Source organism: Bacillus sp. NEAU-Y102, from assembly GCF_054788175.1.
This window is the reverse complement of sequence record NZ_JBTWFK010000001.1, coordinates 464,034-490,396: the sequence shown is the minus strand read 5'-3', so window position 1 is coordinate 490,396 and position 26,363 is coordinate 464,034. Positions and strand designations below refer to the sequence as shown.

Sequence of the window (26,363 nt, the reverse complement as noted above, 5' to 3'; positions counted from 1 at the left end):
TAGAATTTCCATTATAGTCAGTAAGGAGCTGAGAACATGGAAACAATTTTACATAATGATCCGCTTATGGCAGCTGTAATTTCATGGTTTTTAGCACAATTAACGAAAGTAGTCTTTAAATTAGTTAAAACGGGTGAATTTGATTTTGCAAAGTTTTTTGCTTCAGGTGGGATGCCAAGTTCTCATGCTTCAACAGTTACAGCGCTTGCTACAGGAGTTGGAGTTGTGGAAGGTGTGGAAAGCTCGATGTTTGCGGTTGCTGCTATTTTTGCCATTATTGTTATGTATGATGCTTCAGGAGTAAGGCTTGCAGTAAGTAAACAAGCAAAAATATTGAATGACTTTTTTCACGGTAGAGAAACAGAATATAAGAAGTTAAATGAACTTGTTGGGCATACACCGTATGAAGTAGTAGTCGGTGCTTTATTAGGGATTATTGTCGGAGTAGGATATTGTTTATGAGCAGAACATTTTATATGTTCTGCTTTTCTTTGTTTTCATACATATTCAGCTACCTTTTTGAATATCGTTATACGGATTTCGAAAGGGTGGGTGAGTAACTTGTTATTATATGAAAAAGTGCATGAAGAAATAGCGAGAAGAACAACTGCACTTCAAATGATGCAACGGCAAGATGGTACGTGGCGGTTTTGTTTTGAAGGAGCGCCACTAACAGATTGTCATATGATTTTTTTATTAAAATTATTAGGTAGAGATAAAGAGATAGAACCGTTTGTAAAAAGATTAGCATCACTCCAAACAAATGAAGGAACATGGAAATTGTATGAAGATGAAGTGGGTGGTAATTTATCTGCTACAATTCAATCTTATGCTGCCTTACTTGCATCGGAAAAATATACAAAAGAAGATGCGAATATGAAGCGAGCGGAAATGTTTATAAATGAGCGCGGGGGGGTGGCGCGTGCTCATTTTATGACGAAGTTTTTATTAGCGATTCATGGAGAATATGAATATCCTTCTCTCTTTCATTTGCCAACACCAATAATGTTTCTGCAGAACGATTCCCCCCTCAGTATATTTGAATTGAGTAGCTCAGCACGTATCCATTTAATTCCGATGATGTTGTGTTTAAATAAAAGATTTCGAGTAGGGAAAAAGTTATTGCCAAATTTAAATCACATTGCAGGCGGGGGCGGAGAATGGTTTCGGGAGGATCGGTCTCCAGTTTTTCAAACGTTATTAAGTGAGGTGAAGAAAATTATAACGTATCCACTTTCTTTGCATCATAAAGGATATGAGGAAGTAGAACGTTTTATGAAAGAGCGTATTGATGAAAATGGAACATTATATAGTTACGCAACTGCCTCGTTTTATATGATTTATGCTTTACTTGCATTAGGGCATTCTATTCAATCGCCAATTATTCAGAAGGCTATAACGGGAATCGCATCTTATATATGGAAGATGGAGAGAGGGAGCCATTTGCAAAACTCTCCGTCAACTGTATGGGATACAGCTTTACTCAGTTATGCTTTGCAAGAAGCTCAAGTTCCGAAAGCAAGTAAAGTGATTCAAAATGCATCAGCGTATTTACTAAGAAAACAGCAAACGAAGAAAGTAGATTGGAGTGTACATGCACCGAATCTATTCCCAGGTGGTTGGGGCTTTTCGGATGTGAATACGATGATTCCAGATATTGATGATACAACTGCTGTGTTAAGAGCACTGGCGCGAAGTAGAGGGGACGAAAATGTAGATAATGCTTGGAAGAGAGCGGTTAATTGGGTTAAAGGATTGCAAAATAATGATGGTGGTTGGGGAGCTTTTGAAAAAGGGGTAACGAGCCGTATATTAGCAAATTTACCAATCGAAAATGCAAGTGATATGATTACAGATCCTTCTACACCAGATATTACAGGAAGAGTGCTAGAGTTTTTTGGGACATATGCGCAAAATGAATTGCCCGAGAAACAAAAACAAAGTGCGATAAATTGGTTAATGAATGTACAAGAGGAAAATGGATCATGGTATGGGAAATGGGGAATTTGTTATATATATGGTACATGGGCAGTGTTGACTGGTTTACGGTCACTAGGAATACCATCTAGCGATCCATCATTAAAACGAGCAGCTTTATGGCTTGAACATATACAGCATGAAGATGGTGGCTGGGGAGAATCTTGCCAAAGTAGTGTGGAAAAAAGATTTGTTACTTTGCCGTTTAGTACACCATCACAAACGGCATGGGCGTTAGATGCTCTCATTTCTTACTATGAAAAAGAAACACCAATCATTCGAAAAGGTATTTCATATTTGCTCTCCAACCCTTATGTAAATGAAAAATATCCTACTGGAACAGGTTTACCAGGTGGGTTTTATATTCGTTATCATAGTTATGCTCATATATATCCGTTGCTTACTTTGGCTCATTATACAAAAAAATATAGAAAATAAACCGAGAGATGTCTCTCGGTTTATTTTGTTGGGTAGTAGGTCCCTTTTGAAAAGAATAAGGTTGTGATGTACCTTATTTTTCGGTTGACTGGCGTTTTTGACGTGCATCAGCGGCATTTGCACGTGCGTTTGCTTCTAAGTCATTGTGGTCAGCGAGTTCGCGAGAGAACTCAACATCAATGCCATCAGTTGCTTTGCTTTGTTTGAAATTCTTTTTGTTCATTCGACACAATCTCCTTGCGTTTATGCGACGTTGCAAAGTTAGTTTGACACAAATAGACTTTTTTATACAAAGAGGAATTGGAAAGCAAAAAGCCGAAATATACAGTATAAGTAATAGAAATGGGGGATAGGAATGGAGTTTTTAAATGGGAAAACAGCTGTTGTAACAGGAGCTGCACAGGGAATTGGAAAAGAGATTGCAAGGGTTTATGCAAAACTAGGGGCGAAAGTATTAATTAGCGATGTAAATGAAGAGAATCTACAAAAGACGACACGTGAGTTATCAGATGAAGGATATGAAGTGTGCTCATATCAATGTGATGTGAGTAATCAAAATGAAGCAAAGTCGTTAATTGAATATGCGGTTCAAAAATTTGGTACATTACATATTTTGGTGAATAATGCTGGAATTACAAGAGACGCAATGTTACATAAAATGGAGAAGTCTGCTTGGGAACAAGTATTACAAGTGAACTTAACTGGAGTTTTTTATTGTATGCAACCAGCGCTTCTTTACATGAGACAACAAGGGTATGGACGCATTATTAACATATCTTCAATTAGTAGAGAAGGAAACATAGGTCAAGCAAATTATGCGGCTACAAAGGCAGGAGTTGTAGGATTAACAAAAACAGCAGCGAAAGAAGTTGGAAGTTTCGGTATTACTTGTAATGCGATTTGTCCGGGGTTTATGAATACAGATATGACAAAAACGATACCAGATAAAGTGAAAGAAAAGATGGTGGGCGCTATTCCAGTTGGTAGAATTGGAACGCCAGAAGATATTGCGAACGCAGCAGCCTTTTTAGCATCAGAATACGCATCTTATATTACAGGTGAAGTATTAAATGTGAGCGGAGGACTGCAAGTTTAAAGGAATACATAATGAAAAGAACCTGACCAGGTAAGTCAGGTTCTTTCTCATTAATTTAAGTTAAGCCAAACGCTCTTCACTTCTGTATAGTTATTTAATGCGTAAGATCCCATTTCACGGCCGAGACCAGATTGTTTAAATCCTCCAAATGGAGATGCTGCATCAAAGACGTTATAACAGTTTACCCATACTGTACCTGCACGTACTTTACTTGCAACATAGTGTGCAGTTTTAACATTTTCTGTCCATACACCAGCAGCTAAGCCAAATTGAGATTTATTCGCACGTTCAATTACTTCATCAATATCGTTAAACGGTATTGCAGAAATAACTGGACCGAAAATTTCTTCTTTTGCGATCGTCATTTCGTCATTTACGTCAGCGAATACTGTAGGAGAAACGAAGTAGCCTTGATCGAATGGATTATTTCCTCCGCAAAGTACTTCAGCGCCTTCTTCAATCCCTTTTTCAATGAAGCCCATTACACGTTTTTGTTGTTCTTCGGAAACGAGAGGACCGATTGTAGTTTCTGGACTTAGACCAGCGCCTTGATTTAATTTTTTAGAATAAAGGACGAGATCAGCCATGACATTATCATACATTTTCTTCGGAACAAATAAGCGTGATCCAGCAGAGCATACTTGTCCTTGGTTAAACATAACACCAGAAAGTGCACCAGGAATCGCGCGAGATAAATCAGCATCTGGCAAGATGATATTTGGTGATTTACCGCCTAACTCAAGTGTAACGCGTTTTAATGATTCGGATGCTTGTCGCATAATTTGTTTACCGACAGGAGTAGAACCGGTAAATGCGATTTTATCAACGAGTGGATGATTAACGAGAGCTTGTCCAGCTGATTCACCGAATCCAGGTACGATATTAATAACACCTTTCGGGAATCCAGCTTCTTCAATTAATTCAGCTAAGTATAGAGCAGATAGTGGAGTTTGTTCTGCAGGTTTTAAAACGATTGTACATCCTGTAGCAAGCGCTGCTCCCATTTTCCACATTGCCATAAGAAGCGGGAAGTTCCAAGGAATAATTTGACCAACGACACCAACAGCTTCATGGCGTGTATAGTTAAAGTAATCACCGGAAACAGGAATTGTTTGACCAACGATTTTCGTAGCCCAGCCAGCGTAATAGCGCATATGCTCAATTGCAAGTGGTATGTCTGCTGCCATTGTTTCACGGATTGGCTTTCCGTTATCTAATGTTTCGAGCTGTGCAAGCTCTTCTTTATGTTCTTCCATTAAATCAGCTAACTTGTACATGAGACGGCTTCGCTCAGCAGTGCTCATACGAGACCAAGGACCTTCGTCAAAAGCCATACGAGCTGCGACTACAGCTTTATGAATATCTTCACGACCAGCTTCAGAAACGACGGCAAGTGTTTCACCAGTTGCTGGGTTAGGTGTTTTAAATGTTTTGCCGGAAGCGCTTTCAATGAAAGATCCATTCACATATAACTTTTTTGTACCTTGAAGAAAATTTTCTACCTTTTCATGAAGATTTACAGCTAGTTGACTCATTGTATAACCCCCTTGAAAATATAATGTAAACGCAGTACGAGACGGCGCTTATTCCGAAATCAAGGATGTGGAAACTAGATGGAAAGCCTCTAATTAAAATCATAATTAATAAATACTGAAAATTCAAATTTCATTTGTGTTACAATTGTAAAAAATATGTAATGTAACAGAACCTTCTATATGATTGTAAAAAATCCTGCTTGTTTTTGCTTTCTAGTAGGAAAAACTAGAAGAACAATGGTACAATAATACATCGTGAGAGGAGGGGGAAAAATGAAAGATTATCATGATGATCCACGCTTTCGAATAGCCCATAGAGAAGCGTTAATTGGTCTTGGACTTGCTATTATTAATTTTATAATATGGTACGGATTCGCTTATGGGCTTGGTAGTAAAAATCCGAGTGAATATACATATGTATTAGGTTTTCCCGCATGGTTTTTTTATAGCTGTATCGTTGGATTTATCGTTATGGTTATTTTACTTAGTTTAGTTGTTCGTTTTGTATTTCAAGATATTTCACTCGATGAGGAAGAAAAAAGTGAGGAATAATAGATGAATTGGTATGTAATCATTCCAATGATAATTTCGTTTATCGTTGTATTTTTAATTGGTGTATATGCTTCAAGACGCGTGCAAGCAACTGCTCATAATAAATTTTTACAAGAATATTTTCTAGGTGGGCGTGAGCTAGGCGGTTTATTATTAGCGATGACAATGATTGCTACGTACGGTAGTGCAAGTAGCTTTATTGGTGGCCCTGGTATTGCTTACAATATGGGGCTTGGATGGGTACTGTTATCTGCGATTCAAGTTGTAACAGGGTATATCGTTTTAACGGTTATGGGTAAAAAGTTTGCAATTATCGCTAGGAAGATGGAAGCAATTACTCTTATCGATTATTTAAAAGGGAGATACAATAATAAAGCAGTTGTTATACTCTCTGCGTTATGTATTATTATCTTTTTATTTTCGGCGACAGTAGCCCAGTGGGTCGGCGGTGGACGATTAATTGAGTCACTAACGGGTCTATCGTATACAACAGCACTATTTTTATTTACTTTTTCTGTACTTGTGTACGTATTAATTGGTGGATTTCGTGCAGTCGCGCTATCAGATACATTATTAGGAATCATTATGTTAGTTGGAACGACAATCATTTTAATTGCTACTGTCATTGCTGGTGGTGGAATTGAAAAGATTATGCAGGAACTTGTTCAAATTAATCCAAATTTAATTACACCATTCGGAGCAGATGGCAGTTTAACGAAATCATATGTTACATCATTTTGGATTTTAATTGGAATTGGCGTTGTAGGTTTACCGCAAATTAGCGTGCGTACCATGTCTTATAAAAATTCAAAAGCTATGCACCAAGCTTTAATAATTGGAACAGTTGTCGTTGGTACAATTATGATCGGTATGCATTTAACAGGTGTATTTGCAAGAGTAGTACTTCCAGGTATAACGGTACCAGATAAAGTAATGCCGCTACTTGCGATGGAAGTGTTGCCACCGTGGTTAGCTGGAGTTTTCTTAGCCGCACCAATGGCAGCGATTATGTCTACAGTAAACTCTTTATTATTACTTGTAAGCTCGTCAATTATTAAAGATATATACGTAAATTACATAAAGAAAGATGCAGCAGACAGTACGATAAAAAAAGGAAGTTTGTGGATTACTGGTATTGTAGGACTACTCGTTTATGCAGCGGCGATTAAACCACCAGATTTTTTAATATGGCTAAATTTATTTTCTTTCGGTGGATTAGAAGCAGCATTCATTTGGCCAATCGTATTAGGGTTATATTGGAGGAAAGGAAATGCTACAGGAGCGCTTGCTTCCATTTTCGTTGGAGTAGGTTCATATATGTGTATTCATCTTTTCTATCCAAATCCGTTCGGTATACATACAGTTGTCTTCCCAATTTGTTTTGCGTTTATCGCTTATGTTATTGGAAGTATGAGTGCTGTAAAAAAAACAGTATAGGTTAGCTGAAGAACGTAGTCCTTATAGGACTGCGTTTTTTCGTATGAAATTGTTCTTTTTTATTCTGTATACCAATTGTTATTCATAAATTAATAACAATTGAGGGGATGGAGTTGAGGTCGATGAAAAAAGTATTATTTTTAGGAGACCCAGGAATTGATGACTCTTTAGCAATTATGTATGGATTGTTGCATCCTGATATTGATATTGTTGGTGTAGTAACGGGATATGGAAATGTAACACAAGAAAAGGCGACAAGTAATGCCGCATATTTGCTGCAAATGGCAGGACGGGAAGATATACCTGTTATTAATGGTGCGAAAATTCCTTTATCCGGAGATGTTACAACGTATTATCCAGAAATTCATGGGGCAGACGGTTTAGGGCCAATTAAACCTCCAAAAACTTTTTCACCAAATATAAAGTCTTTTTGTACATTTTTTGATCTTCTTGAAAAATATAAAGGAGAATTAATAATAGTCGATGCTGGTAGATCAACAACGTTAGCGACAGCATTTATTTTAGAAAAGCCGATGATGAAGTATGTGAAAGAATATTATATAATGGGCGGTGCTTTTTTAATGCCTGGCAATGTAACACCAGTCGCAGAGGCGAATTTTCATGGTGATCCCATTGCGTCACAATTAGTCATGCAAAATGCCAAAAATGTGACATTAGTACCACTTAACGTTACATCGGAAGCAATTATTACACCGGAAATGGTAAAATATATTACGAAACACTCTAAAACGAGTTTTAATAAGTTAATCGAGCCGATATTTACGTATTATTATAAAGCTTATAGAAAGTTAAATCCGAAAATAACAGGAAGTCCAGTGCATGACGTCGTTACAATGATGGTTGCGGCAAATCCATCCCTTTTAGATTATGTATATCGTCGTGTCGATGTAGATACAGCTGGAATTGCAAAAGGAGAAAGTATTGCAGATTTCCGTCCTCAACCTGATGCAAAAGCCTTGAAAAATTGGGTGCGAATTGGTTGGTCATTACATTATAAAAAATTTCTTGAGGATTTTGTGAAAATCATGACGTAGACATAATAGGAGTATACAAGTTAAAATAATGGAGATGGTTATTCAAATGACCATCTCCATTATTTTGTTTTTTAATGATAAATAGAGAAGAGTTATACAATAGGAGAGGAATTTTACTTGAAAAAAACTATGGTATGCGCAGTAATTGTGGGTATTTTCGTTTTGCTAATATCGGGTAACTTTTTAGTGAAAAAAGTATGGAGTTCAAATAATGATGATGCACAGTATATTGCATCTTTTATTGAAGAACATAAAGATGAAAAAAATAGTGCACTTCTAGTAAAGAGAAATGATAAAGTTGTTTATTCTGTAAATCCCAATGTTGTATTGCCAGTCGCTAGTACGATGAAATTAATTGTGGCGCTTGAATATACGAAACAAGTTACTGAAGGGAAAATTGATTCGTCTAGTTTCGTTTCGATTAATGATGTGAATCGTTATTATGTTCCGAATACAGATGGAGGTGCACAAGATAGATGGCAAAAGTATTTGGAGAAGACAGGCAAGATAACTGAAGGAGCGGTTTCTTTAGAAGAAGTGGCAAAAGGAATGGTTAAGTTTAGTTCGAATGCGAATGCTGAATACTTAATGGAATTGTTAGGATTAGATAACATTAATCGGAATTTACAAAGTTTATCACTTCCTGCACATCAACCACTATTTCCAATCGTTTCATCTTTATATATCCCGGGATATTTGCATAAAGAATTGCATGTTCCAAAATATAAAATAGAAAAAAAGTTAAAAGAAATGTCTCAAGAGCAATATCGTGAATATGCGATGAATATTCATGAACGCTTAAAGAAGAAGGGACCATTATTACAGAAGGAAATTCCGCTTTATTTAGAGGAACGTTACGACAAAATTTGGTCAGATAGATTACCAGCAGCTTCCGCAAATGATTATATGGTATTACTTCAAAAAGCAAACCATAAAGGCGGCTTGACAGAGGCTGAAGAAAAAGTATGGGCAAATATCGTTGAAACAGACATGAGTGCCAAGAAATACCGTAAAACATTTAGACATGCTGGGCAAAAGAATGGTTACACACCATGGACGGTGACAAAAGCAGTTTACGCTATGGATAAACGTGGAAACTGTACAGAAATTGTGTTTTTAGCGAATAATTTAAATGAAGACGATAGTGCAGAAATACGGAAACATTTAGCAAACTTACATTTCCAAGTGTTGCAAAGTGATAAGTATGATGCGACTTTTATTAAATAAACTCGGTGCAGAGAGCACCGAGTTTATTTTTATGTACAAGCACTTTTTTTCTATCTCTGGGTATGATGGGTAGTAATACTTAGGTGAGAGGGGAAAAGGTGATGAAACAGAGTAAGGAAGAGTTTATAAAGAGTGAAGGCGCTGATTTCCCTGGAAAAACATATGTGGATTGTGTATTACAACATGTATTTGATTTTCAACGAAATTACTTATTGAAAGATATGTTTCAAGTGCATAAAGCACATATTACGATGTTGACTGAAGAAAGTTTAATGAAAATAGAAGAAGCTAAAGTTATATTAAACGCACTTAGAAAAGTAGAGCGAATACCAAAAGATAAATTGGTATATACAGAGCAGCATGAAGACCTCTTTTTTTTAGTCGAACATTTAATTTCTCAAGAAGCGAAATGCGATTTTGTAAGTAATATGCATATTGGTAGGAGTAGAAATGATATGGGTGTAACGATGTATCGCATGAGTTTAAGGCGATATGTACTACGGTTAATGGAGCATCATTTGTTATTGCAAGAAAGTATATTACAACTTGCCGATAATCACAAGGAAACGATTATGCCAGCTTATACACATACACAACCAGCGCAGCCAACAACATTTGGTCATTATACTTTAGCAATTTATGATACGATGCAAAGAGATTTAGAACGAATGAAAAAAACGTACCAACTTTTAAATCAGTCTCCAATGGGGGCGGCTGCACTCTCTACAACAAGTTTCCCGATTAAACGAGAACGAGTTGCTCATCTACTTGGATTTACAAATGTAATTGAGAACTCATATGATGCTGTTGCCGGGGCGGATTATTTATTGGAAGTTAGCTCGCTACTTATGGTAATGATGACGAACACGAGTAGGTGGATTCATGACTTTTTGTTGTTAGCAACGAAAGAATATGACGGTATTACTGTTGCAAACCCATATGTACAAATCAGTAGTATAATGCCGCAAAAACGAAATCCAGTTTCAATTGAACACGCTCGTGCAATTACGAGTGGTGCTTTAGGAGAAGCATTTACAGTATTTCAAATGATCCATAATACGCCATTTGGTGATATTGTCGATACGGAAGATGACTTGCAGCCGTATTTATATAAAGGAATTGAAAAGACCATTCGTGTTTTTTGTATGATGAATGCAGTTGTTCGAACGATGAAAGTAGAAGAAGAAACGTTGAAAAGTCGTTCCTATAAACATGCAATTACGATAACTGATTTCGCAGATGTTTTAACAAAAAATTATGACATTCCATTTCGGCAGGCGCATCATGCAGCAAGTGTTATTGCGAAAATGTCATTGGAGCAACAAAAGGAGCTGCATGAATTACATTTAAAAGATGTAAATATATACTTACAAGAAAAGTTTAAAATACATTTATTAGAAAAAGAGTGGGAAGAAATTGTATCGCCAGAAGCTTTTATTCAAAAAAGAAATGTATACGGTGGACCGAGTAAAAAAGAAATGGAGCGCATGATTAAAAATCGAAAAGAGTCATTTCAAAATGAAGAAGAGGTATTTGAAAGGGAAAAACAAAGAATTTTACAAGCTGAAACGAATTTGAATTCATTAACTTTGAATATTGTTGAATCGTAAAAGAGGAATTTAGTGAATTAATCGCCAATACTTTATGAAACTATAAATAGAGAGAAGAGATTGTCGATGATTCAATTACATGTATATGAAGAGATTTTTCATTTTAAAGAAGATGTTACAACATTTCTAGAAAAGAATGAGCAGGAAAACAATCTCATATTAGGTGTATTACAAATGGTCCAAGAACCGATATTTATGGGGATAGCGAAACAAGGAGAAGAAATTGCCGTTGTATTTCTGCAAACAGAAGAGAAGAAACAAATCATTGTTGCAACTTCTGAAATTGCAGGAGTAGCTATTGAGGAACTTGCAAAAGAGTTAACGAAAGTATACCCGGATATTCCTGGATTGATCGGTAATAAGAAAATTGTACAGAAATTAGCGGAAGAGATTGCGGTATTAGAAAATAAGAAAACGAATGTTGCAATGGAGCAAGGTGTGTATGAGCTGAACAGAGTAAAGAAGAGGTGTAATGCGAACGGACTTTTCCGGGCAGTAAATAATGATGAATTACCATTAATAGAACAGTGGATATATCAATTTTGTGAAGATGTAAAGCTTCCTACTACGAAAGAAGAAGCAAAACAAACTGCGCATACATTAATAACTACAAATCGACTGTTTGGTTTGGAAGTGGATAGGAAACTCGTTTCTGTAGCTGCAAAAACGAGACCAACTAAAAATAATATAACAGTTAATTTTGTATATACGCCGAAAGAAGCAAGGAAAAAGGGATACGCATCTAATTGTGTAGCGGCACTTAGTCAACGTATGTTAGATGAAGGGTACAAGACGACTACGTTATATACTGATCTAGCGAATTCGACATCTAATAAAATTTATCAAGAAATCGGTTATGAGCAAATTGCGGAGTCTGTGCTTATATTTTTAGAGAAGTAGAACAAAAAGGTGTGCTAAAATAGCACGCCTTTTTATTATTCATCAATCCTAATAACCTCGCCTTGAGGGAAGTCCTCAGTTTCTAGTAAGTTACGAATAGCTTTCGCAACATATTCAGGTGATAATAGTTTTCCTTCTTCTTTTAATGCAATGAAGCGGTCCAAATTTATAAAATCTTCTTTATTTGTTTCACGAATTTGTGATTGCATATTTGTATCAACAACACCAGGTGCAAAAGCGACGATTTTTACTGGATATTCTTTTTCTACTTCTTCAGTTGCTACGCACTGTGTAAACATATTTACACCAGCTTTCGTTGTGCAATAAGCGCCCCAGCCAAAGTAAGGATTTTTTCCTGCACCAGATGAAATGTTAATAACGCGTTTATCTACTTTCCAGCCTTTCGTATGCTTCATAAACGTAGATGTAAGAATCATAGGTGCAAGTAAATTAATGTGAACGTTCGTAATGAATTGTTCGCTTTCAGCTTTTTCGATTGGCTTCATAGGTGCAACTGTACCCGCATTATTAATTAAATGAATAGAGGATACATTTTCTTTTCTAATAGATGAAATGATCTCTTTAAAGTTAGTTTCTAAGTTATGTACATCTTGAAGATCTAGGGAATGAAAAATGCAATTGCTGTTATATTGTTCTGCAAGTTTAGTAAGCTCTTTATTTTCTCTTCTAGAAATAGAGATGACAGTTGTATTTTTTTCTAATAATTGCGTGGCAATAGCTTCCCCTAAACCTTGTGAAGTTCCTGTTATAATAACATAGCGCATAGTTTTATAAACTCCTCTCATATGTGCGGAATTTTGTTGGACAACGTACATCCCATAGGTTGTCTACATTTTATAGTATAGAGCACTTTTTACTATAAATGAAATGAGATGATTGTGTGCCTTTTATAAATCGTTTTACGACAACAGTACCTGGTGCCGTCACGTTCACTGGGAATACACTGGGACTTAGTCCTACATCACCTGCACCAGGTAATATTTTTGGTACACTTGCTGTGTTTACGACAGTAAATACAGCATTGCAAGTACCAGGATTCCCAGCAGGGACAACAGATGAATGGGAATTGAATTCTTCAAGTGCAATTTTAAATCTTCCAGCGGGAAGCAGTGTGTTATATGCAGAATTAGTTTGGGCTGGTACGTTCCGGACTGATACGGAAGATGTGTTACCATTTTTAAATGATAACATTACATTTACAACGCCAGCAGGGACGTTTTCTGTTACGCCAGATCCTGTTACCGCGCAGCAAGGTTCAGTAGGAAACCAGTTTTATTATGCTCGCTCTGCCAATGTAACGAATCTTGTTAGTGCAGGTGGAGCAGGAACATATACAACGGGTGCTGTGCCAGCTGCAAGAACTTCAGCCGACCCAACAATCAGTCGTTCAGCTGGATGGACGCTTGAGGTTGTGTATCAAAATGCCAATTTACCACTTCGAAATTTGTCAGTATATGCAGGTCAAGAAATTATTGATGCTTCATCACCACCAGTTGATGCCACTATTTCAGGATTTGCTACTCCAGCTACAGGAGCTGTAACAGGACGAGTGCTCGTAACTGCTCAAGAAGGTGATTCTAACATTGTTGGAGATCAACTTCGCTTTGGACCGAATGCAAATGCTACAGTTGCATTATTCGGACCGAGAAATCCTGCGAATAATTTTTTTCAGTCACAAATTTGTAATGACAGTGGAAATTTAGATACGAGTGGCACGTTTGGAGATTTGAATCAGCCGTTAGGGATAGCTTTGGCCGTCCGAAGACAGGGGTGGGATATTACAAATGTAGATGCCTCCTCATCTTTAGTAAACAATCAAACATCAGCAACGGTTCGATTCGTTACTAATGGAGATGGATACGCTGCAGCTGGTTTTGGGGTTCAAATTGATGCAACGGGGCCAATTATTAATCCTGTTAAATCGGTCAATAGAACAGTTGCAGGAGTTGGAGATATTCTTACCTACACAATTACAGTTCCTAATACAGGTACAGGAAGTGCAGAAAATGTTATATTACAAGACAGTATTCCGAACGGAACGACGTTTGTTACAGGTAGTGTAACAGTAGGTGGAGTAACACAGCCGAATGCGAACCCTGCTAATGGAATTAATTTAGGCACAATCCCAAATAACACGCAAAGAATTGTTACATTTCAAGTACGAATAACATCGTTTCCGAACCCAAATCCTATTCCAAATCGTGCAATGGTGTCATATCAATTCCGTCCTTTCGTTAGTAGTCCTCCTATTACAAGTACGTCTTCTTCAAACACAGTACAAACGACAGTGAATCAAGCGACTATAAGTATGCAAAAATCTGTAGATTTACAGACGGCAACGCTTAATGATGTATTAACGTACACAGTTAATGTCACAAATAATGGGAACGTTACTGCAAACAATGTTATTTTTGTTGATAGTATACCTGCTGGAACAACATTTGTTCCAAATAGCGTTACAGTGAATGGAGTAGCACGCCCAGGAGCGAATCCAGCAAGTAGTATAAATCTTGGAAGTATTAATGCTTCGCAAACGACTATAGTGCGCTTTCAAGTTCGAGTAACATCTAATCCTCTTGTCAATCCAATTCCCAATCGTGCAAGTGCTACATTTACCTTTACTCCAGTGCCTGGTCAACAACCAGTTTCAGGGCAAGCGACAAGTAACACTGTAGTTACGACCGTTAACATAGCTGATATAAGAACGAGAAAAACAGTGGATAGAGCTTTTGCGACGGTAAATGATGTTCTTACGTACACTGTTACAATTGAAAATACAGGAAATGTACTTGCGACGAACGTTATTTTTCAAGATCCGATCCCAATTGGAACGACATTTATCGCAAATAGTGTGACTGTGGACGGGGTTTCACAACCTGGGGCAAATCCAGCAACTGGGTTTACAGTAGCTAATATATCTCCTGGCGGAAGTAGGACTGTTACATTTCGAGTACGAGTTACATCTACACCATCGGGAGGTACGATTGCGAATCGCGGAAATGTGTCTGCTAATTTCGTCGTTATTCCGAATCAGCCACCGATAACAATTAATAGACAAACGAATACAGTTGTGACACAAGTTAATACAGGCGGTTTAAATGTAATAAAAGAAGTGAATACAACGCAAGCGGCGGTAGGGGATACTTTAACATACACAATTGCCGTCCAAAATACAGGAAACGTTCCGTTAACAAATGTATTTTTCCAAGACCCTATTTCTTCTGCTGTTTCATTTGTTGCAAATTCTGTAACAATTAATGGAGTATCGCAAAGTGGATTGAATCCGAATACAGGATTTTCTCTTCCGAATATTCCTGCGGCTCAAACAGTTGTAGTCACATTTGACGTATTAATTGTACAGGATCCAGAAAATGAAGATATTTTAAATCAAGCAAATGTAACAGCAAGTTTTCAAGTGAATCCGAGTGAACCACCAGTAACCATCAATGTTCCGAGTAATGTTGTGAATACGACAGTACAAACAGGGAACTTTGAAGTTGTGAAATCAGTGAATACGGCTGTTGCAACTGTAGGGGATATTTTAGTATATACAATCGAAGTTATAAATGCAGGTAGTGTACCAGCTACAAATGTATTTTTCCAAGATTCAATTCCACAAGGGACATTATTTATTGAAAATAGTGTAGTTGTGAATGGTGTTTTACAAGAAGGGGCAGATCCAGAACTTGGATTCCCATTAAATGATTTGCCTACTGGCGCGAGTGTTATTGTTACGTTTGAAGTATTAATTGATGAAATTCCCCAAGGGAATAATGTCGTAAATAATGCGAATGTAACTGGAGATTTCCTTGTAAATCCAACAGAGCCACCGATTACTGTAACAGTACCAAGTAATACTGTTATGACGATTGTGAATTCTTCAGGGTTAAATGTAATGAAAAGTGTAAGTGCTACTGAAGCCGGTGTAGGAGATACGTTAACGTATACAGTTCGTATACAAAATAGTGGAACGGTGACAGCGACAAATGTATCATTCCTTGATCCGATTCCAGTTGGAACCACTTTTGTAGCGAATAGTGTAACAATAAACGGGACACCTCAACCAGGTTTAAACCCGACAATTGGATTTCCACTTGCTAATATTCCAGTAGGAGGTATGGTGACGGTCACTTTTCAAGTGGCAATCACGAGTGTACCACCAAATAGAGTTCTTCCGAATAATGCGAATGTAACTGCTGATTTCCAGGTAAGTCCTCTCCAGCCACCAATTACAATTGTAACGATTAGTAATATTGTTGTGACGCGAGTGAATGTAGGATCACTTAATGTAATGAAGAGTGTAAATACACCACAAGCTGGTGTAGGAGATACGTTAACGTATACGATTCTTATTCAAAATACAGGAACTGTTCCTGCAACAAATATTGTTTTTCAAGATCCAATTCCGTCTGGTACTGCGTTTGTAACAAATAGTGTGACGATAAATGGAGTTGTTCAGCAAGGTGCGGATCCTATGCTAGGTTTCCCGGTACCAAATATTCCGGTCGGGCAAACGGCTACGATTACGTTTCAAGTTACAGTGACGAGTGTTCCGAGCGGTGGAAATATAAGAAACCAATCGAACGTTACTGCAAGTTTTCTTATAAATCCAGCAAACCCTCCAATAACGACTGTTACAAATAGTAATTTTGTAGTGACGCAAGTAAACACAGCACAGTTAAATATACAAAAATCTTCATCTGTACAACAAGCAGCACTTGGAGAAACTTACACGTATTCTGTTGTCATTCGGAATAACGGTACAGTAACAGCAACGAACGTCTCTTTCCTTGATCCAATTGCTTTAGAAACAACATTTGTAGCAAACAGTGTAACGATAAATGGAACGCTACAACCTGGATTTGACCCAAATGTTGGTTTCCCGCTTCCTAATATTGCTGCTGGAACATCATTGACAGTAACGTTCCAAGTTACGGTAGTTGCACCGTCTACACGTGGAGCAGTATTAAATACAGCATCTGCTACAGCCACTTTCTTATTAAATCCTTTACAACCACCTGTAACAACCACGAATTCAAGTAATACAACGGTAGTTACAATACCGTTACCTCCTCCTGGTGAAGTAACAGCAACAAAAACAGTTGATGTTGCAACTGGGGCCGTTGGGGATGTATTAACGTATACTGTGCTCATTTCAAACGTAGGAATTATCCCTGTTACAGATGTGTTCTTCCAAGATGTCATACCAGAAGGAACGACGTTTGTTGACAATAGTGTAACGATAGGTGGAGTGCAGCAACTTGGTTTAAATCCAGAAATAGGATTTACAGTTACTCCATTATTAATCGCTGGTGGAAGTATTGAGGTCACATTCCAAGTGACGATTACAGAAATTCCAGATAATGAAGTCATATTAAATGATGCAGATGTTACATTTACTTCACAACCAAATCCGCAGGAACCACCGATTACGGAAACGATATTAACAAATTTAGTCGTTACGACAATTAATATAGCGTTTATTTTTCCATTGAAACTAGTAGATAAAGAAGTAGCGACGGTAGGAGAAATATTAACGTATGATGTATTGATTTTTAATTTCGGAACAGTGCCAGCGACGAATGTTCAATTTATCGATACTACTTCCGCGGGTGTAGCATTTGTACCAGGAAGTGTGAGCATAAACGGGGTACCAGCACCAGGATTAGATCCTTTCATTGGTTTTACAGTTCCAGATATACCTGTCGATGATTTTGTACTTGTCACATATCAGGAAGTGGTTACAAGCATACCAGAAGGTGGAACGATTGTTAATTTTGTAGACGTTACAGCTACATTTGCTGTAAGTGAAACAGAACCGCCTATTACGGAAACAACGACAAGTAATACGACATTAACAGAAATCAATGAGCCTGGTTTGAATGTTTTAAAATCAGTGAGTCAGCCGGTTGTTGCAGTAGGCGATACAATCACATATACAACAGTAGTTCAAAATACAGGAACAGTGCCAGCAACGAATGTTCAATATAGTGATGTATTACCTTCCTCTATAGCATTCGTACCGAACAGTGTAACGATAGATGGTGTGTTACAACCTGGATTCAATCCGAATAACGGATTCCCGCTTCCAGATATAAATCCAGGTGAAAGTGTAGAAGTGACCTTCCAAGTAACCGTTGTTAGTGCGCCATCAAACGGAACAATTGCCAATACGGCAAATGTAACTGGAAGTTTTGTATTAGTACCAGGAGAACCACCAGTTATAGTAACAGAGCCGAGCAATACAACACTTACAACTGTAAATAGAGGGCAATTTAATGTTATTAAACAAGTAAATAGGGTTGCTACTCTCGTTGGAGATATATTAACGTATACGGTTCAAATAACGAATACAGGAACAGTAACAGCTAATGCTGTTCAGTTTGTTGATACCATTTCAGCAGGGGCGTCATTTGTACCAAATAGTGTAACGATAAATGGAGCCTCGCAACCAAACTTAAATCCAATTACTGGATTTGGAGTTGGAGATATACCGGTAGGTGAAACAGTTATAGTGACGTTTCAAGCGACAGTTACAAACATCCCGTCATCAGGAACAATTACGAACGTTGCAAATATAACAGGAAGCTTTACTTTAGTGCCAGGAGAACTACCAGTTGTAGTAACAGAGCCGAGTAATACGACGATAACTAGAGTGAATAGAGGACGATTCAGCGTTATAAAATCTATAAATAAAGAAGCGACACGATTAGGAGATACGTTAACGTATAGTGTGCAAGTTACAAATACAGGAACGGTAACAGCAACGAATGTTCAGTTTATCGATGTTCCATCACCTAGTTTAGAATTCGTTCCTGGAAGTGTACAAATAAATGGGGTTCCGCAAGTAGGTTTAGATCCATTTGTAGGCTTTGCATTGCCTGATCTTGCAGTAGGGGATAGTGTATTAATTACATTTGAAGTAAATGTAATCGCAGTTCCGCCTTCTAGTAGCGTTATGAATACAGCAAGAGTAACGGGAGATTTCGAATTGATTCCAGGAGAACCTCCGTCTACAATTACAAATTCAAGTAATACGACGGTTACGCCGGTAAATAGAGGCAGCTTAGATATGCTAAAAGAAGTAGACCATTCAGTTGTTGGTGTAGGAGAAACGGTAACGTATACTGTTCGTATATTAAATACTGGTACTGCTGATGCAATGAATGTTCAATTTATCGATGTGCTATCTCAGGAAGCTGATTTCATTCCAAATAGTGTAACGATAAATGGGGTTCCGCAACCGGGGTTAAATCCGCAGATTGGATTTACGATACCTGATATACCAGTTGGTGAGACGGCACTTGTAACATATGAAGCTACGATTACAAGTTTTCCGGATGGTGGAACAGTAGTAAACGTTGCTGGAGCGTTAGCAGAATATATTTTAGTACCAGGAGAGCCGCCAGTTACAGTGATGGACACGAGCAATACAGTTATTGTAACGGTAAATACTGCAATCTTATTTGTTGCAAAAGGAGCAAACTTTGAAGTAGCAATGATAGGGGATGTTGTCACTTACGGAATCGCTGTTATAAATGATAGTACAGTTCCTGTGACCAATATTGTGTTAACAGATATCATTGATCCGAATACGCTATTTATAAATGGTACGGTAACGGTAAATGATGTACCTCTTCCATTTGCTAATCCGAATACTGGTATTCCGTTAGGTGATTTTCAGCCAAATGATGCAGCAATTATTAATTTCCAAGTTGTAATAACAGGAGGGCAAGTAAATAATTTAGTTACAAATACCGCTACAGCGAATGGGCTCGCAACTGTAAATCCGAATGAGCCGCCAGTAGTAGTTGAAGGTGATAGTAATACAGTTGTTATCCCGTTTATTCCTCAAAATGTCTCAACGACAGTCGTAAAAACGGCAGATTTACAGGCAGCAACAATTGGAGATGTCATTACGTTTACGACAGTCATCACAAATACGGGTGATACTGTAATGCAAAATATTCGTTTTCAAGATATGTTAGATAGTAGTGTTCGATTTGTTCCTGGAAGTGTAACGGTTGATAATAGGCCAGTGCCGAATGTAAGCCCGGCAGTAGGGTTTCTTATCGGAATTTTAAATCCTGGTGAAGCAAGGACAGTTTCGTTCCAAGTAGCAGTACAGAGCGCGCCAAATGGCTCAGGAAATTATATAAATCAAGCGAGTATTCGTTTTGAACATCAAGTAGGCACAGTATTGCCACCTGTTACACAAATAGTAGAAAGTAACATAGTTGTCATTCCATTTGTTCCAACGATTGAACAAATTTGTGAAACAAACTTTAATTGCTTAGATAAAATTCCATTTCAATGTTCTCCGTGTAATCATTTGCATGGACATAAAAAATAAAAACAGAAAGAGCATCCTGAAAAATAATTGGATGCTCTTTCTGTTTTAATCATATAGATTCATTTTCGGGTGAGGTGAAAAATTCGTCGGTTTTGTCGGAGAGTAGTAATGGAATGGCTCCTTTTATAACAGAAATGTCCCAGTCCCACCATGCGAGATTCTCTAGTTTGTCAATCGTTTCTTGTGGGAAACGATATCGAACAAATTTTGCAGGATTACCAGCTACAATTGCATACGGGGGTACGTCTTTTGTAACAACGCTTCTGGCGCCGATAATGGCCCCGTTACCAATTGTAACACCAGATAAAATGCAGGATTGATAACCAATCCATACATCATTGCCGACTACGATATCACCTTTTGAAGAAGGGTGACCAGTAATATGTGCTCCTTCATCAAAAAGTGCATTAAATGGATAAGTTGTTATCCAGTCTGCGCGATGTTCACCGCCGAGTATGAAAACGACTTCTTCTGCTAATGAACAAAACTTACCTATTTTTAATTTTGTTTCATCGTTCCAAGAAAAAATGGTTGGCCCTACTTTACTATAAGTATAATCACCAATATCATATTTATTATATTCAGGTTTTTGATTTAAATATAACATGCTTCTTCAGCCTCCTTTCTCAATTAAGCGATACGTATGGAATATTATATGCAAGATGTAGTAATGTGAACTGTATTAATAGGTGAAATGAAAAAAAGGGAGTGGGATGTATGCGATACGAAATGGGTTTATATAATAAACCGTTTCAGTCAATTCAATCAGGAAAAAAAGTATATGAAGTACGCCTATACGATAAAAAACGTCAACTAATAAACAAAGGCGATGAAATCGTATTTACGAATCTTACGACGACAGAAATGATGACGGTAAAAGTAACGGAAATAAAGCGATACGAGAGCTTTAAATCTATGTATGAACAAATTGATAAAAAATTATTGGATTGTGAGAATGATAGTTTAGAGGAAATGTTAGAAAGTACATACAAAATATATACGAAAGAACAAGAAAAAGAGTGGGGAACAGTCGCGATTCGTATTGAGGAAATAAAATGATAAGAAATCGCGGGGCGGCTATCATTGTACAGGAAGGGAAAATTGCTCTTATAAAACGTATTCGAGAAGAGGAAACATATTATGTTTTTCCTGGCGGAGGGGTTGAGGAAGGTGAAACGCCTGAAGAGGCAACGAAAAGAGAGGTATATGAAGAATTAGGGCTACATATAAAAGTGGAGCACCTTATTGCAAAGGTAAAATATAAAGGAAATGAATATTATTATGGTGCCTATATTACAGGCGGAGTGTTCGGAAGTGGAACAGCTGAGGAATTTCAGCGGGAAGGTAGAGGAAGTTATATTCCGTTATGGCTACCGATAAACGAGTTGGAAAAAGTGAATATAAAACCTTATGAAGTGGTCGGAAATATATTTAATCATTATAAAATATAACGTCTGACAACATACAAAAAAAACCATTGACATAGGCTTCTGATTTAAGTATTGTATTCGAGTATGTTTATAATCAGGAGGTTTATATGAGCAATCAAACTACTACACATCATGTGAAAATGACAACAGCGGATCCATCTGGAATTGGTCTATTTGGATTAGCAATGGTAACACTTGTAGCATCATCTCAAAAGTTAGGCTTAACAGATGGCGTTTCACTTGTATTACCATGGGCAATCTTTTTAGGAGGATTTGCACAAATCTTTGCTTGCATTCACGATGCAAAGCATAACAATACATTCGGTACGACAGCATTTGGTGCGTACGGCCTATTTTGGTTAGGTGTTGGAATGACTTGGTTAATTCAACTTGGAGTATTTGGCGAAAAATTAGCACAAGCTGCAGATTCAAAACAGCTTGGTGTAGCCTTTATCGGATATTTGATTTTCACAATCTTTATGACGATTGGTGCAATGGAAACACATAAAGTATTATTTATGATCTTTGTCCTTATTGATTTCTTATTTATTGGTCTTTCATTAAGTACTTTAGGTGCTATGCCGCACGCAATGCATAATTTAGCAGCATATTCTGAACTTCTTATTTCATTATTATCTTTCTACGGTTCAGCAGCAGCAGTGTTAAATACACACTTTGGAAAAGTTGTTTTACCAGTAGGAAAGCCTTTTGGTATTTTTAAAAAGTAATAAAAAAGCACAGATGATTGTATAGTCATCTGTGCTTTTTTATTTATCCCGCTATTTGCCGGGCAGTAAGACCCCCCACCTCAAAATTCAGTGGAAGCAAAGAAGTTAGGTGAGGGCCCTGCAGCCCGTAAAAGTCCGATTGGTTCAACTAATAATGAGTGGGGGATGAACAAAACTCCCACTCATTAAAGTTTCACTTTATTTGAAATAAGTAATGTAAATAAAAGTAGAAAAAATCAATTGAAATTGATTCTCATTATTAATATAATGAGAATGAGAATCATTTATTGTTAGAGGGGGATGCCAAAGTGGCAAAAATTTTAATAGCTTATGCAAGTATGTCAGGAAATACAGAGAGTATTGCTGATTTAATTAAAGTTAGTTTAGATGCTTTTGATCATGAAGTAGTATTGCAAGAAATGGAAGGCATGGATGCTGAAGAATTATTAGCTTATGATGGAATCATTTTAGGATCTTATACGTGGGGCGATGGTGAATTACCATTTGAAGCGGAAGATTTTCATGAGGACTTAGAAAATATAGATTTAGCTGGGAAAAAGGTAGCGGTATTCGGATCAGGTGATACGGCGTATGAACTATTTTGTGAAGCGGTAACGATATTTGAAGAACGTCTTGTAGAACGCGGTGCAGAGCTTGTACAAGAAGGGCTGAAAATTGAATTAGCTCCAGAAGATGAAGAGGATGTTGAAAAATGCAGTAATTTTGCAATTGCATTTGCTGAGAAGTTCTAAGAATGGGAGTGTCAACGTGGAGACAATGTTAAGTGCAACTGCTATTGCAAAGTTAAGAGATGGAAAACTGTTGTTAGCTACTACATATAATGGCTTATTTATTGAACAAGACGGAGAATGGAAACGAATTTTAAATGGTTTTCAAAAACGAATTAGGGATTTACATAGCGAAGATAATGTAGTTTATGGTGTAGGTGACGAAGGGATTTTTATTCGTAGTATGAATGGTGGAGAGAACTGGACAATTCAGCGTTTTCCAACAAAAGCAACGAGTTGGAATGTATGTAGCAATGTACAAGGAACTGTCATTGCTCATGGAGAAAAAACGCTGTATCTTTCTAATAATTTCGGTTCGACATGGGAGACTATTCATCCGTTTCTTGAGTATGGCAGTGCGGCACCGTCTATTCGATCGTTATTTTTATATAAGCATTACTTATTTATTGGTACGAAAATACATGCTAAATATGGTGGTGTTTGGCTCTTTGATTTGAAGACACGTAAATTAAAGAGGATTAAAATTGCGATGAATCAAATGATCTCCGCGTTGACTTTACACAATTCTTATTTAGTAGCGGCAAGTGGATCGTGCAAGGGAGTTAGCGGGAATATTTCTTATTGTAAAATAGATGAAAGTATTGCGAGTGAAAAAATATATTGGCATACATGTCAAAGTGAGCAGAAAGCAAGTAGTTATTTAGACTTAAGTGTAGATCAACATGTTTTATATACAACTTCAACACAAAATAAGGCGGGTATTAGTAGTGTGTGCCGTGTGCTTCTTGACGAAGGTATTGTTACAGTATGTGATTCAGTTAAAGGGCACGGATGGCGCATTGTTAATCAAAAAGATGGTTATGTAGTAGCCGGATCAGGCGAATTAAAAGCAATGCAGTGGGAACAAAAAATAATTTAAGAAAAAACTTTACTTTTATTATATTGATATGATATAGTGTATTTAAACCATTTTACTTTTAATAATATAGAGATTTAAATGAGCTGTAACTTCCGAGGAGGATAGCAATGTTAAATCTCCTCAGGGGTTGCAGTTTTTTAATATCTGGCTTATTATTGTAAGGTGGTTGAAAATGAATATGTACATATAGGTACATTGTAGGAGGATTTTTTTCATGCAAAACGGTAAAGTAAAATGGTTTAACTCAGAAAAAGGTTTCGGTTTCATCGAAGTTGAAGGCGGAGAAGACGTATTCGTTCATTTCTCAGCTATCCAAGGCGAAGGCTTCAAAACTTTAGAAGAAGGTCAAGAAGTTACTTTCGAAGTAGAACAAGGTAACCGTGGACCTCAAGCTACTAACGTAAACAAGAAGTAATTTTTGAAAAAAGAAGGGCTCGCCCTTCTTTTTTTTGCATTTTTATAGATGTCCTCCTACTTACATATCATAACGAGACTGAATTTTCATTTATTTATTCGGAGTATTTTTGTATAAAGTACATGAATAAATAAATACTGAAAATAGAGTGTTTGTGTGAAAAGGAATTTAGAAAGAGGTAAATAAATTGAAAAACGCTACACATTTCATTGTGTTTGATATTGAGAGGAATTTCAGACCGTATAAATCAGAAGATCCGTCAGAAATAGTTGATATCGGAGCTGTAAAAATAAAAATAGGTACAATGAAGATAATTGAAGAGTTTTCGGAGTTAGTAAAACCAAGTGCACGATTAACTCGTCATACGACAAAATTGACTGGAATTACAAAGGAAGATTTAATTGGTGTAGAAAAATTCCCTCAAATTGTAGAGAAATTTATTCAGTTCATCGGCGAAGATTGTATATTTGTTTCATGGGGAAAAGAAGATTATCGCTTTCTATCTCATGATTGTGCATTACATGGTGTTGAATGCCCAAGTATAGAAAAAGAAAATAGAATTGATTTGCAAAAATTTGTTTTCCAAGCGTATGAAGAATTATTTGAACATACGCCAAGTTTACAATTTGCAGTAGAACAGCTCGGTTTAACATGGGAAGGGAAACAGCACCGAGCTCTAGCAGATGCTGAGAATACAGCAAATATACTTCTTAAAGTATATAGCGAGAGAGATATTCATAAACGGTACAAAAGACATGGCGAACTGGAACTTGTAAAGGACGGGAAACTAACGGAAAAAGCGAAAAAAAAGATGCGAAAATGGGTGTTTAAAGAACTAAAGAAAAATACAGAACGCTCTTTTGAATGGAGTACATTTGAAAGTAGTGACACGTGGGAAAGTATTACGGAAAGATATTATATAAGTGAAAATACAGTAGAACTGCTGAAAAAACATTTTCGTACGGCAGTGCGAAAAGCAGAACGGCAGATTAGGTATTTGGCTGAGATGGAGGAGAATGTAGAGGTTAAATGACATTCTCCTTTATTTCTAGCTACATAAATTTAACATCATTATATTGATGGATGAATAAAGTATTCATATTAAATAGGAATTGATTTGTTGTGATTGGGCCATTATAATTGCTTTGAAAATTAAGGGGCGGTAAGAATTTTTAAATACATTCATAAAATTAGAGCCCATAGAAATGAAAGAGGATACAGTTAAATGGAAGCAATCTTTAACATTGTAACAGTTGTAGTTTTGGGGATAATATTTACCACGCTATCAGCAGTAATTATACTTCCTTTCATAGCAAAGAAGAAGAATTGGAAAAAGCTTAATATATCTTTAAAGCGTGGTGTATTAAAGATTAAAATCGAAGAGTAAAATATGAGTTTTATACAAGGGAGGTGTGATAGTGATAGACTTGGATATTAAAGACGTCACCGTACAGATGGAATTAAACGGTGTCTTTTGGAATGAGGATGGGGTTGCTGAAATGACGGTGACTACAAAAGCTGAGCATTCTCTTCTTCTTCGTTTAGTAGTTGACTTAAAAAGTAAAACTATTAGGGCGACAAGTGCCGACATAGTAAATGGATTCTGCCCTCTGTGCAAACAGAAAAAGGACAAATGTAGTGAACTTAATGACTTGCAAAACAAAATGGAAATTTTAGAAGAAGCCTACGATTGGGTGAGAGAGCATCCGGAATATCGTTTTCAATTATCTTTTTACGAGTATAATAAATTTGAGGTAGTGAAGTGAAGTTTTCATTTTACCAACATACATAGTGACTACTCTAATGGAAATACGCTTGCACAACAAGGAAGGAATTTACTTGATTCTGCGACAATTGATATCTTGAATCAATAATAATTTTTAAAAATAAGCATATTTTTGTTATAAATCAGGAAAAACGA

Annotated in this window: 23 protein-coding genes; 19 read left to right on the top strand and 4 right to left on the bottom strand. The window is 36.9% G+C overall.

The features are described 5' to 3' along the window. Nucleotides 1–36 precede the first annotated feature (36 nt). Entirely contained in the window at nt 37–462 is a 426-nt protein-coding gene (locus ACYFX0_RS02335) for a divergent PAP2 family protein (protein ID WP_000447819.1), read from the top strand. A gap of 99 nt (nt 463–561) precedes the next feature. Next, nucleotides 562–2,415, top strand: coding sequence for a terpene cyclase/mutase family protein (locus ACYFX0_RS02330; RefSeq protein WP_460269782.1), 1,854 nt, complete (start codon nt 562–564; stop codon nt 2,413–2,415). Nucleotides 2,416–2,488: 73 nt separating this feature from the next. Here the strand turns inward: ACYFX0_RS02330 and ACYFX0_RS02325 are convergent, their stop codons facing one another. Continuing rightward, on the bottom strand, nt 2,489–2,638 hold the full coding sequence (locus ACYFX0_RS02325; RefSeq protein ID WP_001035815.1) for a YfhD family protein: 150 nt from the start codon (nt 2,636–2,638) through the stop codon (nt 2,489–2,491). Between the two features lie 132 nt (nt 2,639–2,770). On the opposite strand from ACYFX0_RS02325, the gene fabG reads away from it, so the two are divergent. After that, on the top strand, nt 2,771–3,511 hold the full coding sequence (gene fabG / locus ACYFX0_RS02320; RefSeq protein WP_106081761.1) for a 3-oxoacyl-ACP reductase FabG: 741 nt from the start codon (nt 2,771–2,773) through the stop codon (nt 3,509–3,511). Nucleotides 3,512–3,561: 50 nt separating this feature from the next. On the opposite strand, the gene dhaS is transcribed toward fabG, so the two are convergent. Further along, a complete protein-coding gene (gene dhaS / locus ACYFX0_RS02315) occupies nt 3,562–5,046 on the bottom strand; it encodes an aldehyde dehydrogenase DhaS (RefSeq protein WP_000080306.1) in 1,485 nt (494 codons plus the stop codon). A gap of 273 nt (nt 5,047–5,319) precedes the next feature. Here dhaS and ACYFX0_RS02310 point away from each other — a divergent pair, with 273 nt between their 5' ends. The 6 genes from ACYFX0_RS02310 (at nt 5,320) to ACYFX0_RS02285 (ending at nt 11,827) form a co-directional block, all read left to right on the top strand. After that, nucleotides 5,320–5,598, top strand: a complete 279-nt coding sequence (locus tag ACYFX0_RS02310) for a YhdT family protein (RefSeq protein ID WP_000656244.1) — start codon at nt 5,320–5,322, stop codon at nt 5,596–5,598. Between the two features lie 3 nt (nt 5,599–5,601). After that, a complete protein-coding gene (gene panF / locus ACYFX0_RS02305) occupies nt 5,602–7,035 on the top strand; it encodes a sodium/pantothenate symporter (RefSeq protein WP_106081760.1) in 1,434 nt (477 codons plus the stop codon). Between the two features lie 122 nt (nt 7,036–7,157). Then, complete coding sequence (locus tag ACYFX0_RS02300; protein ID WP_142398755.1) at nt 7,158–8,090, top strand: nucleoside hydrolase; 933 nt, start codon at nt 7,158–7,160, stop codon at nt 8,088–8,090. Between the two features lie 117 nt (nt 8,091–8,207). Continuing rightward, the gene (locus ACYFX0_RS02295) at nt 8,208–9,317 is read left to right on the top strand and encodes a serine hydrolase (RefSeq protein ID WP_000753478.1); all 1,110 of its coding nucleotides are present in this window, start codon (nt 8,208–8,210) and stop codon (nt 9,315–9,317) included. Between the two features lie 101 nt (nt 9,318–9,418). After that, a complete protein-coding gene (gene argH, locus ACYFX0_RS02290) occupies nt 9,419–10,927 on the top strand; it encodes an argininosuccinate lyase (RefSeq protein WP_247727477.1) in 1,509 nt (502 codons plus the stop codon). 66 nt (nt 10,928–10,993) lie between these two features. Further along, on the top strand, nt 10,994–11,827 hold the full coding sequence (locus ACYFX0_RS02285) for a GNAT family N-acetyltransferase (RefSeq protein WP_106081757.1): 834 nt from the start codon (nt 10,994–10,996) through the stop codon (nt 11,825–11,827). A gap of 35 nt (nt 11,828–11,862) precedes the next feature. Here ACYFX0_RS02285 and ACYFX0_RS02280 read toward each other — a convergent pair whose 3' ends face one another. Then, the gene (locus tag ACYFX0_RS02280) at nt 11,863–12,612 is read right to left on the bottom strand and encodes a (S)-benzoin forming benzil reductase (RefSeq protein WP_001271058.1); all 750 of its coding nucleotides are present in this window, start codon (nt 12,610–12,612) and stop codon (nt 11,863–11,865) included. A gap of 116 nt (nt 12,613–12,728) precedes the next feature. On the opposite strand from ACYFX0_RS02280, the gene ACYFX0_RS02275 reads away from it, so the two are divergent. Next, nucleotides 12,729–20,201, top strand: coding sequence for a DUF7507 domain-containing protein (locus ACYFX0_RS02275; protein ID WP_001115905.1), 7,473 nt, complete (start codon nt 12,729–12,731; stop codon nt 20,199–20,201). A 49-nt stretch (nt 20,202–20,250) separates the two neighbouring features. On the opposite strand, the gene ACYFX0_RS02270 is transcribed toward ACYFX0_RS02275, so the two are convergent. After that, nucleotides 20,251–20,808, bottom strand: coding sequence for a CatB-related O-acetyltransferase (locus tag ACYFX0_RS02270; RefSeq protein WP_000966310.1), 558 nt, complete (start codon nt 20,806–20,808; stop codon nt 20,251–20,253). Between the two features lie 110 nt (nt 20,809–20,918). Between ACYFX0_RS02270 and ACYFX0_RS02265 the strand changes: the two genes are divergently transcribed. From ACYFX0_RS02265 to ACYFX0_RS02225, 9 genes are all read left to right on the top strand, one after another. Further along, entirely contained in the window at nt 20,919–21,260 is a 342-nt protein-coding gene (locus ACYFX0_RS02265) for an ASCH domain-containing protein (RefSeq protein ID WP_001268365.1), read from the top strand. After that, nucleotides 21,257–21,652 carry an NUDIX hydrolase gene (locus ACYFX0_RS02260; protein ID WP_000620834.1) on the top strand — a complete coding sequence of 132 codons (396 nt, stop codon included), beginning with the start codon at nt 21,257–21,259 and terminating at the stop codon, nt 21,650–21,652. Before ACYFX0_RS02265 ends, ACYFX0_RS02260 begins: the two co-directional genes overlap by 4 nt. An 86-nt stretch (nt 21,653–21,738) precedes the next feature. After that, complete coding sequence (locus ACYFX0_RS02255) at nt 21,739–22,359, top strand: acetate uptake transporter (protein ID WP_460269779.1); 621 nt, start codon at nt 21,739–21,741, stop codon at nt 22,357–22,359. Between the two features lie 308 nt (nt 22,360–22,667). Then, nucleotides 22,668–23,111 carry a flavodoxin gene (locus ACYFX0_RS02250; protein ID WP_001062758.1) on the top strand — a complete coding sequence of 148 codons (444 nt, stop codon included), beginning with the start codon at nt 22,668–22,670 and terminating at the stop codon, nt 23,109–23,111. 16 nt (nt 23,112–23,127) lie between these two features. Next, entirely contained in the window at nt 23,128–24,027 is a 900-nt protein-coding gene (locus ACYFX0_RS02245) for a WD40/YVTN/BNR-like repeat-containing protein (protein ID WP_000449483.1), read from the top strand. Nucleotides 24,028–24,241: 214 nt separating this feature from the next. Next, nucleotides 24,242–24,442: a cold shock-like protein CspB gene (gene cspB, locus ACYFX0_RS02240; protein ID WP_001179150.1), complete on the top strand. Its 201-nt coding sequence runs from the start codon at nt 24,242–24,244 to the stop codon at nt 24,440–24,442. Between the two features lie 187 nt (nt 24,443–24,629). Beyond that, a complete protein-coding gene (locus ACYFX0_RS02235) occupies nt 24,630–25,475 on the top strand; it encodes an exonuclease (RefSeq protein ID WP_000786425.1) in 846 nt (281 codons plus the stop codon). 192 nt (nt 25,476–25,667) lie between these two features. Continuing rightward, nucleotides 25,668–25,829, top strand: a complete 162-nt coding sequence (locus ACYFX0_RS02230; RefSeq protein ID WP_000387294.1) for a hypothetical protein — start codon at nt 25,668–25,670, stop codon at nt 25,827–25,829. A gap of 31 nt (nt 25,830–25,860) precedes the next feature. Beyond that, the gene (locus tag ACYFX0_RS02225) at nt 25,861–26,208 is read left to right on the top strand and encodes a hypothetical protein (protein ID WP_000566111.1); all 348 of its coding nucleotides are present in this window, start codon (nt 25,861–25,863) and stop codon (nt 26,206–26,208) included. The last annotated feature ends 155 nt before the right edge of the window (nt 26,209–26,363 follow it).